The organism is Pseudomonas sp. Sample_9, assembly GCF_004307535.1.
GTDB lineage: Bacteria > Pseudomonadota > Gammaproteobacteria > Pseudomonadales > Pseudomonadaceae > Aquipseudomonas > Aquipseudomonas mercuritolerans.
Window position 1 is genome coordinate 1 of record NZ_RAZO01000475.1, and the last position, 7,853, is coordinate 7,853.

The following is a 7,853-nucleotide window of genomic DNA, read 5'->3' on the forward strand; positions in this document are numbered from 1 at the left end:
CGTGTTACATCGACCTGAAAGACCTTATCGATTATGGATTCGGCGCCAATCTTTCACGTCGGCGTTTCTTATGAATATCCCCCAATCGGTCCCCTCTCCCTCTGGGAGAGGGCTAGGGTGAGGGGCTCTTCAGGGCTTGCGCGCAGGCAACAGCTTCAACGTACTGCGCGTATTCGCCTGCACCTCTTTCTCGCTGAAATGCGCCTGCACATAAATACCCTCCACATACGCCTCGGCCTGGTCGTCATAGTGACTGTCCAGTGGCACGCCACTCTGGCCGACCGGGTTGATCGTCAGGCCATGCACCGGATCGGCGAAATCCACCAGACGTCGCGTCGACGGTCCATAGGTCACCGGCCATGGCGCCGGGCCGATTTTTGCCGAGAGGTTGTTCGGCACTTCGTGGCTGCCCGGCGCTGCGAACGGGCCGACGTTGAACAGGCGATCCAGCGGCTTCTGCTGCCCCAGCGGATGGCCGTGGGTGAGGGTGTGCGCAGCGCCCCACTGCCAACCGGCCACGTTATCGCCGAGGGTGAGTTTCAGATGCGCCATGCTTGCCGCCCACGCCGTGCGCACGACATCGGCGCGGGTTTCTCTGGCCGGCGTGCTGCGATTGTCCCACCACGGTGAATCCGCCTTGGCCGCCAGGCGTGGCAGCGCGGAGTCGATCACCCGCGTCGACAGCAGTGTTTCGAAGAAGTCATTGCCCAACTCATCGCGCATCGCCGCATCGGCCAGGTCGTAGAGGAACTGGTTGAACACCGTCGCGCTGATCGAATTCAGCGGATAGTCGCCGGGCCACTGCGCCAGTTGCTCGACCAGTTTCAGCTGCGCCGGATCACTGACCACCTCACGCAACACCGGCAACAGTGGCGCCAACAGACGCGGGCCGTAACCGGTCGCCGTGCCCAGTTGCAGTTGCTGGTTGGCCTCGTTGCTCCACTTCATCCGGTTGTCGCTGAGCTGACGATCAAGCTGCTGACCGCGATCGGCAAGATTGTAATAACCGGGAATCTCCATGCCGGTCGGCGACACGGGCTGGAAGTTGGCCGAGACGATATAGCCGCGCGCCGGGTTCTCTTCCTGCGGGTTGGCGCTGAACGGGTAATAGCCGTCCTTGTCCGCCTCAGGCGTGCTGCCGTCGAGAATGAAGCCCGGTTTCACCCCGGCTGGACGTTTGGGCAGCAGGGCCGAGGCCCACCAGGCGATATCGCCTTTGGCGTTGGCGTACACCAGATTCAGGCCCGGCGCCTGTACCTTGGCCGCCGCCGCGCGAGCCTTGGCCAAGGTGTCGGCGCGGTTGAGCTGGTAGAAACCTTCGAGGATCGGGTTCGGCGTTTCGAGGAACGCCCACCACATCGCAATCGGGGTTTTGCCGGCAGCGCTGCCGAGCGCATCGTTGACGATCGGCCCATGGGGCGACTGGCGCAAGGTGATCGTCACCGGCGCCTGGCCTTTCACATTGATCTGCTGCTCGCTGACGAGCAGGTCGGTCCACTGGCCGCGATACCAGACCTGATTGGGGTTGTCCGGGTTGACCTTCTCGGCGATCAGGTCGAGATCGTCGTTCTGGAACATGGTCAGGCTCCAGCCGAAATCGAGGTTGTGTCCCAGAAACGCGAACGGCACCAGTGCCTGATGATGGCCGTACAACTCGAAACCCGGCGCCGACAGCTGCGCCTCGTACCACACCGACGGCACCGAGAAGCGGATATGCGGATCGCCGGCCAGCAACGGCTTGCCACTCTGGCTGCGGCTGCCGGCAATCACCCAGGCGTTACTGCCTTCGAACTGCGGCAGGCCGTTGTCGAGCAGCGCCTGTTCGCTGAGGCGGGCGAGGGCGGTGAGGTCCTGCCAGTCGCCGGCGGCAAGGGCCGGTGCGTGCCGGGTGTGATCGGTGGCCAGAACGCCTTTGGCCTGCCATTCGAGATCGAACACATCGAGGTAATCGGCGCCGAGCTGATCGCGTACGTAGGTCAGCAGCGGCTCGGTGCGAAACGCGGCGGCAAAGCTGTAGGCCATGTAACCGGCGACGCTGATGCTGTCTTCGGCCGTGAACGGCCGCTTGGGGATGCCCAGCACGTCGAACTCGATCGGCGCGGCGTGGCTGTCCTGATATTGGTTGATGCCGTCCAGATAGGCTTGCAGGCCCTTCCACGCCGGTGACTGCTTGTCGAGGCTGGCGACGTAACTGGCCGCACGCTCGCGAATGCGCAGGCTGCGGAACAGTTTGTCGGTGTCGAGCAGTTTCGGCCCGAGCACTTCGGCCAGCTCGCCCCGGGCGAGGCGGCGCATGGCTTCCATCTGGAACAGGCGGTCCTGCGCGTGCACGTAACCGAGGGCGCGATAGAGGTCGGTTTCGTTCTCGGCGCGGATATGCGGCACACCGCGCTCGTCGTAGCGCACGGTCACCGAGCCTTGCAGATTGCGCAGCTCGACCTGGCCCTGGCGCGTCGGCTGCTTGCTGTAGATATACCCGCCGGCGGCGCCGAGCAGGACAACGATGAGCAAGGCAACGACGATCAACGCACGCTTCATGGTGACTCCTTGTGCAGGCGAAAAGGCCGCCCGTCGGGCTGCAAACATTTAGCACAGAGCATCTGTGCGCTGCAGCGCTGTCCTTGAAAAGTCCGGAATGCCTTACTTTGCCTCCACCGACCACGGGCAATAACAACCCACCGCCAAGGTATGCGTGGCATTCACCGGCCGATCTTCCGTCAGCGCATGCAGGATCGGTTCGATAAAGCTGTTGCTGGAGTTGCAGGTCAGGCCTTCGCTGTACGGGCCGAAATAGGCGAGTTTACCGCTACGATCCCAGATCGCCACGGCGGGGCTGGCGGGGATCTGTTCGGCGCCGGGCAGGACGATGATGGTTTTCAGGCTGGCGAGGGTGGCGGGTAACTGGCCGTGGCTGCCGGGCTTTTGCACGGCGAAGAACTCCACGCCGCGAGGGCCGAACTGTTCGACCATCTCGCTCAGGTGCTGTTGATTGCCGACATTGCACGGACAGGCCGGGTCCCAGAAGTGCACAAGACGAATATTGCCCGGCCCAGCGAGGTTGTCCGGCAGGCGCAGCGGGTCGCCGGAAAATACTGCCGTATGTTCGCTGAACGCGCGCAGATAGCGGCCCTGAAACCAGTCATATGCCGTCCACAGCACCCCGGCGCAGATCAGCGCGAGCAGGCTGGCGAACAGTGCGGTGCGGTAGGGCGAACGCATGGTTTTCGATCCTCGAAAGGCCGGCTAGCTTGCCATGTCTGCCTCTACAGATGAATATCGCAGGCCGATAAAGTCCGTTTACCGCTCTGGAATACCCGCATGCCTGATACTTTCGACCCCGATCATTTACGCGCGAGCCTCAAGCCATTGGCCGAGTGGCAGCCGTTATCGGATGAGGCGAAGGCTTATCAGCGCTTCTACAAGACCGACTTCGCCGAGCGCGATGTCTGGCGCGGCATGGGCCGTTTCGAAGTCGATGGCTACGAGCTGGTCAGCCATTGCTGGTGGCCGGAGAAGGTCAAGGCGACGTTGTTTCTGCTGCACGGTTACTACGATCACATCGGCCTGTACCGGCATGTGATCGAGTGGGCGCTGGATCAGGATTTCGCCGTGATTGCCTGCGACTTGCCGGGCCATGGTCTGTCGAGCGGGCCACGGGCGAGCATTCGTGATTTCTCTGAATACCAGGATGTGTTGCAGGCGCTGTTCGCTGAAGCGAACTCGATCGCGCTGCCACAGCCTTGGCATTTGTGCGGGCAGAGCACCGGTGGCGCGATTGTCGTCGATCACCTGCTCAACCATGGCGAGAACAGTCCGGCGCAAGGGCAGGTGATTCTGCTGGCGCCATTGGTAAGGCCGAGGGCGTGGGCCTGGTCGCAGTTGAGTTATTACCTGCTGCGGCCGTTTGTACGCGGGGTCGCGCGACGCTTCAGCGAGAACTCCAACGATCCGGATTTCCTGCCGTTTCTGCAGGCCGATCCGTTACAGCCAAGGCGCCTGCCGACCAAATGGGTGGGCGCGCTGTCGCGCTGGATCATCCGCGTCGAGCACGCGAAAAAAAGTCCGCGACGGCCGCTGATCATTCAGGGGCAGGCGGACATGACTGTCGACTGGCAGCACAATCTGCAGGTGTTGAAGTGGAAGTTCGACCGGCCGCAGATTCTGCTGCTGGCCGAGGCACGGCATCACCTGGCCAATGAAACGGCGGAGATGCGTGAGGAGTATTTCGAATTCTTGAGCAAGCGGATCAGGGGCCGGAATCTCTAATGCCTGGGAGGGCCTCTTCGCGAGCAGGCTCGCTCCCACAGTGGAATGCATTACAACCTGTGGAAGCGAGCCTGCTCGCGAATGCGATCTTTCAGGTAACGAACATCACTGGCCGACCGCCAACCCCGCCCGAATCGCCGCCAGTGCCGCCTGGTAGTAAGCCTTGCCCTCGGTCGACTCGGCAAACGTCGCAAATTCTTCGAGCTCCTCATCCGACAAGTCGCGATACACGTAAAGCAACGTGTTGTTCAGATCGGCGCCGATCTGATCCATCAGCCGCTGGCGCTGACCGTTCAACATACCCTGCGCCTGTCCACCGCCGAGCAGTCCCGGGATCATCGAACTCAAGCTGTCCGCCGCTACGCCGGCAATCGCCAGGCTGACCTCGGCGCCCGCCTCACGGGCTGGCAGGGCCTGGGCGAGATGGCCGATGATCAGCAAGCGACTGTCGCTGGCCTGCATCTTCGGCAGGCCCTGAGCATTTTTTGCCAGTTGATCGCGACGGGTTGCGAGCAATTCGGCGGCGACGATTTTCTTGCCCAGCGGTGACTGGAAGAAGGTCAGTGCCGGTTTCGGGTCGGCGAGTTTCTGCCGCAGTTGCGCTTCGGCACGCTGATCCATGGCCTGCGCGGCAAAGCGTTGATTGCTGTTGTTGACCAGCGCCTGAAATACCGCAGGCGGCAGGCTGTTCTGATAGCGCTGCTGGGCGGCGCTCAGGGCATCGTTGAAATGCGCGCGTTGTTCTGGCCAGCCGGCGACCTTGTACAACTGATCGTGGCCGTCCGCCCAGGCGGGCAATACGCAGAACATCAACAGTGAAAAAAGCAAACGGCGCATAGGGACTCCTGTCAGCAGCGGACTATTGTCCGTGCGGTGCCGGTACTTGTCGAGAATTCGTAGCAAGGCGCTGCGTGGCTCTGTCGGATTTATCGCCGTCGGCATACTATGCGCGCCATGCCGATATCCTCTGAACACCCGCTGCTGTTACGCATTGTCGACGACCTGGCCGAACACGGCTGGTCGCAGCAGAACATCTTCCTGCCCGCCGATCTGACCCGGGCGCTGGCGGCCGAGTGCCGTAAACGTGAAGCCGAAGGTGAGCTGGCGCCGGCAGCGGTCGGTCGCGGGCCGTTTTCGGAGATTCGCGAGGGTATTCGCGGCGATCACATCCAGTGGATCGACCCGGGTCAGGCCGACGCCACTGACAGTTACCTGAGCCTGATGGACAGTCTGCGCGAGGCACTTAATCGCGGCTTGTTTCTGGGGCTTGAGGATTTCGAGTGCCATTTCGCCCTGTACCCGCCCGGCGCGTTTTACCTCAAGCACGTCGACCGCTTTCGCGATGATGACCGGCGCATGGTCTCGGCCGTCATTTACCTCAACGAGGCCTGGTTGCCGGAGGACGGTGGCCAGTTGCGCATGTACCTGGGCGAGGAACGTGTGCACGACGTGCAGCCGACCGGCGGCTGCCTGGTGGTGTTTCTCTCCGGCGAAGTGCCCCACGAAGTGTTGCCGGCCCATCGCGAGCGCCTGTCGCTGACTGGCTGGTTCCGTCGCCGTGGCAACGAGCCGTTCTGAACATGGAAAAGATCCTGGTCAGTCGCTGCCTGTTGGGCCATCGCGTGCGTTATGACGGTGGTGCGAGCGGGCCGTTTGATCTGCTTGAGCAGTGGATCGAAGAAGGGCGCGTGGTGCCGTTGTGTCCGGAGGTGGCGGGTGGATTGCCGACGCCGCGGGCGGCGGCGGAGATTCCTGGCGGGCAGGGCGGTCAGGTGCTGGATGGCATTGCCGCAGTCATCACTACTGATGGCGAGGATGTCAGCGCGCAGTTTCTCGAGGGGGCGCGGCAAGCGCTGGAACTGGTGCAAAAGCACGGCATTCGGGTGGCGGTGCTCAAGGCCAACAGTCCGTCTTGCGGGAATCTGTTGACGTATGACGGCACGTTCAGCGGGGTCAAGGTCAATGGCGAAGGGGTGACGGCGGCGTTGCTCAAGCGCCATGGGGTTCGGGTTTTCAGTGAGCTTGAGCTGGCTGAGGCGGCGGTGACTCTGGCGGCTTTGGACTGATCCGCCATCGTTGCCCTCACCCCAGCCCTCTCCCGGGGGGAGAGGGGGCCGACCGAGGTGTCTGGCGCTGTCCATCGACCTGAAAGACCTTGGCGACCAGGGATTCGACAAAGCCATGATCAGTCGATTCCGGATTCGGTATAGCAATCCCAAGTCGGCGTACCTCTAAAGCATCCCCGGATCAGTTCCCTCTCCCTCCGGGAGTGTATGTACCGGAGACATGGTGGACAGGTGTTCGGAGACATGGTGGACACATTTTAATAGGCACATTGCTCATCGCGAAGGAGATGGCCTGTGTCACGGCAAGAGGTGTCCACTGTGCAGCTTCGTTCGGAATTCGTGCTGTTGGCTCGGCAAGAAGGGGCCAATGTTCGGCAGCTTTGCCGTCGATACAATATCAGCCCAAGCACTGCCTACAAATGGCTCAGCAGGTTTGAAAATCTCGGTGCGCAAGGGTTGATCGATCAGTCTCGACGACCAAAGACGTCACCCAAACGCTGCGCTGAAGAGGTTGAGCAGCAGATTTTGACCATGAGTCAGGAGTACGCCGCTTGGGGCGCTCGCAAGCTCAAGCGCGTGTTGGAAGACGACGGCAAAGTGATGCCCTCTGTCAGCACCGTGCATGCGGTTTTACAGCGTCATTCGCGCGTTGATCCAAAGGCTGCCGAGATCAAACCGTTTATCCGGTTCGAGCACGAGGCGCCCAACGATCTTTGGCAGATCGACTTCAAGGGCCATATCAGCCTGAGCCACGGACGTTGCCATCCGCTGACGATACTGGACGATCACTCGCGGTTCTCACTGTGCATCGCTGCGTGCGCCAATGAGCAGCGCCGAACCGTCCAGGAGCAACTAATGCGGGCCTTTCGGCTCTACGGTCTGCCTCTGCGCATGACGATGGACAACGGTTCGCCATGGGGTGACCAGACCGGCGTTTATACCGCACTGGAGGTCTGGCTGATGAGCCAGGGCATCAAGGTCGGCCACTCCCGACCTTATCACCCGCAAACCCAGGGAAAGCTGGAGCGCTTCCACCGCAGTCTGAAAAGGGAAGTCCTACAAGGCCAACTCTTCATCGATCTGGACGATGCACAACGGGCGTTTGATATCTGGCGTGATATCTACAACCAGAAGCGTCCGCATCAAGCACTGAACATGCAGGTTCCTGCTACTCGCTACAGCAGCAGCTCCCGGGAATACCAGGAGCAACCAGCGGCACCGGAGTACGACGATGGGGATGTGGTCAGGAAGGTTCAGGTAAAAGGAGAGATCTACTGGAGGAATCGTGAATACATGGTCGGAAAGGCTTTTTACGGAAGATCAGTAGCTATCTGGGAAACGACGGAGGACGGCATCCACGATGTCTACTGGAGTAGACATCGTATCGCCCGAATCGACTTGAACTTGCAGGTCGTGACGGCAGGTAAGAAGATCTAAAACCGTCCACCATGTCTCCGGTACATACAGGGAGAGGGTTAGGGTGAGGGGCTCTTACGGTTTCAACCACTTCTCGGACAGCGC

General features: G+C 61.4%; 7 protein-coding genes. 4 read left to right on the forward strand and 3 right to left on the reverse strand.

The genetic code is table 11. The features are described from left to right. Positions 1-129 precede the first annotated feature (129 nt). Positions 130-2,538, reverse strand: a complete 2,409-nt coding sequence (locus D6877_RS27130) for a penicillin acylase family protein (RefSeq protein WP_130912570.1) — start codon at positions 2,536-2,538, stop codon at positions 130-132. Positions 2,539-2,640: 102 nt separating this feature from the next. Continuing rightward, positions 2,641-3,219, reverse strand: a complete 579-nt coding sequence (locus D6877_RS27135; protein WP_130912571.1) for a DUF6436 domain-containing protein — start codon at positions 3,217-3,219, stop codon at positions 2,641-2,643. Positions 3,220-3,318: 99 nt separating this feature from the next. Here D6877_RS27135 and D6877_RS27140 point away from each other — a divergent pair, with 99 nt between their 5' ends. Then, a complete protein-coding gene (locus D6877_RS27140) occupies positions 3,319-4,266 on the forward strand; it encodes an alpha/beta hydrolase (RefSeq protein WP_110599934.1) in 948 nt (315 codons plus the stop codon). Between the two features lie 105 nt (positions 4,267-4,371). Here D6877_RS27140 and D6877_RS27145 read toward each other — a convergent pair whose 3' ends face one another. Next, positions 4,372-5,103, reverse strand: a complete 732-nt coding sequence (locus tag D6877_RS27145; protein WP_024014712.1) for a DUF2059 domain-containing protein — start codon at positions 5,101-5,103, stop codon at positions 4,372-4,374. 108 nt (positions 5,104-5,211) lie between these two features. Here D6877_RS27145 and D6877_RS27150 point away from each other — a divergent pair, with 108 nt between their 5' ends. From D6877_RS27150 to D6877_RS27160, 3 genes are all read left to right on the forward strand, one after another. Continuing rightward, entirely contained in the window at positions 5,212-5,844 is a 633-nt protein-coding gene (locus tag D6877_RS27150) for a 2OG-Fe(II) oxygenase (RefSeq protein ID WP_016770624.1), read from the forward strand. A gap of 2 nt (positions 5,845-5,846) precedes the next feature. Continuing rightward, positions 5,847-6,332, forward strand: a complete 486-nt coding sequence (locus D6877_RS27155) for a DUF523 domain-containing protein (RefSeq protein ID WP_122506166.1) — start codon at positions 5,847-5,849, stop codon at positions 6,330-6,332. A 294-nt stretch (positions 6,333-6,626) separates the two neighbouring features. Next, positions 6,627-7,769 carry an IS481 family transposase gene (locus D6877_RS27160; protein WP_130912685.1) on the forward strand — a complete coding sequence of 381 codons (1,143 nt, stop codon included), beginning with the start codon at positions 6,627-6,629 and terminating at the stop codon, positions 7,767-7,769. Positions 7,770-7,853 lie beyond the last annotated feature (84 nt).

Excerpts from the sequence above, each read along its gene's own strand:
- D6877_RS27155 (WP_122506166.1), top strand. The coding sequence starts at position 5,847 with ATGGAAAAGATCCTGGTCAGTCGCTGCCTGTTGGGCCATCGCGTGCGT.
- D6877_RS27135 (WP_130912571.1), bottom strand. The coding sequence starts at position 3,219 with ATGCGTTCGCCCTACCGCACCGCACTGTTCGCCAGCCTGCTCGCGCTG.
- D6877_RS27130 (WP_130912570.1), bottom strand. The coding sequence starts at position 2,538 with ATGAAGCGTGCGTTGATCGTCGTTGCCTTGCTCATCGTTGTCCTGCTC.
- D6877_RS27140 (WP_110599934.1), top strand. The coding sequence starts at position 3,319 with ATGCCTGATACTTTCGACCCCGATCATTTACGCGCGAGCCTCAAGCCA.
- D6877_RS27150 (WP_016770624.1), top strand. The coding sequence starts at position 5,212 with ATGCGCGCCATGCCGATATCCTCTGAACACCCGCTGCTGTTACGCATT.
- D6877_RS27145 (WP_024014712.1), bottom strand. The coding sequence starts at position 5,103 with ATGCGCCGTTTGCTTTTTTCACTGTTGATGTTCTGCGTATTGCCCGCC.